Source organism: Streptomyces sp. NPDC107581, from assembly GCF_055657175.1.
In genome coordinates this window covers 1-1,474 of the sequence record NZ_JBVKBH010000065.1, presented here as the reverse complement: position 1 = coordinate 1,474, position 1,474 = coordinate 1, and the positions used below count along the sequence as shown (strand labels likewise).

Annotated in this window: 2 protein-coding genes; both read right to left on the bottom strand. The window is 65.5% G+C overall.

The window, feature by feature from the left end; translation table 11 throughout:
- A partial coding sequence (locus ACZ7P3_RS42565; protein WP_472090056.1) for an alpha-amylase family glycosyl hydrolase occupies positions 1-1,046 on the bottom strand: 1,046 nt, incomplete at its 3' end.
- Positions 1,043-1,474, bottom strand: a 432-nt coding sequence (locus ACZ7P3_RS42560; RefSeq protein ID WP_472090055.1) for an alpha-glucosidase C-terminal domain-containing protein, incomplete at its 5' end; no start/stop codon positions are given. The genes ACZ7P3_RS42565 and ACZ7P3_RS42560, both read right to left, overlap by 4 nt.

The window sequence follows — 1,474 nt, the reverse complement described above, 5'->3', positions numbered from 1 at the left end:
TATTCGGCCCACATGTAGTCGCGTTCCTCGTCGGTGACCATTTCGAGGGTCAGCTCGTCGTGGTTGCGCAGGAAGACGCCCCACTGGCAGTTCGACGGGATGGCCGGGGTCTTGGCGAGGATCTCGGAGACGGGGTAGCGGGACTCGCGGCGTACGGCCATGAAGATGCGCGGCATGACGGGGAAGTGGAACGCCATGTGGCACTCGTCGCCGCCGGAGGCGTAGTCGCCGAAGTAGTCGACCACGTCCTCCGGCCACTGGTTCGCCTCCGCCAGCAGCACCGTGTCCGGGTACTGGGTGTCGATCTCCTTGCGCACCCGCTTCAGGAACTCGTGGGTCGCCGGCAGGTTCTCGCAGTTGGTGCCCTCCTGCTGGTACAGGTACGGCACGGCGTCCAGCCGGAATCCGTCGATACCGAGGTCCAGCCAGAACTTCAGCGCGGAGATCATCTCCTCCTGCACGGCCGGGTTCTCGTAGTTGAGGTCCGGCTGGTGCGAGAAGAAGCGGTGCCAGTAGTACTGCTTGCGTACGGGGTCGTACGTCCAGTTGGAGGCCTCGGTGTCGACGAAGATGATGCGGGCGTCCTGGTACTGCTTGTCGTCGTCGGCCCAGACGTAGTAGTCGCCGTACGGACCGTCCGGATCGCGCCTGGACTCCTGGAACCACGGGTGCTGGTCGCTGGTGTGGTTCATGACGAAGTCGATGATCACGCGCATGCCGCGCTGGTGTGCGGCGTCCACGAACTCCACGAAGTCGGCCAGGTCGCCGAACTCGGGCAGGACGGCGGTGTAGTCGGAGACGTCGTAACCGCCGTCACGCAGTGGGGACTTGAAGAACGGCGGCAGCCAGAGGCAGTCGACGCCGAGCCACTGCAGATAGTCGAGCTTGGCGGTCAGACCCTTGAGGTCGCCGATGCCGTCGCCATTGCTGTCCTGGAAGGAGCGGACCAGTACCTCGTAGAAGACGGCGCGTTTGAACCACTCCGGATCCCGGTCCTTGGCGGGAGTGTCCTCGAAGGTGTCCGGGACGGGCTCGTTGACGATCATATGGTGGGTGACCCTCCGATCTGCGGGGTGGACGGTCGCAGAACCGAGAAGACATGCGCGGGCCTGTGGCCCGGTTCGAGGCGCACATAGTTGGCCCTGCCCCAGTGGTAGGTCTCGCCGGTGAGCAGATCGCGCACCGGCACCGACTCGTGCCCGTTCAGGCCGAGTTGCGGCATGTCCAACGAGACCGTGGCTTCCTGGGTGTGGTGGGGGTCGAGGTTGGCGACCACCAGAACCGTGTTCGATCCGCTCCGCTTCGAGTAGGCGATCACCGCGTCCTGGTCGGCGTGGTGGAAGTGGAGGTCGCGCAGCTGGTGCAGGGCCGGATTCTGTCGGCGGATGGTGTTGAGGCGGGTGATGAGGGGGGCGATGGTGCGGCCCTCGCGGGCCGCGGCGTCCCAGTCGCGGGGCTTGAGCTGGTACTTCTC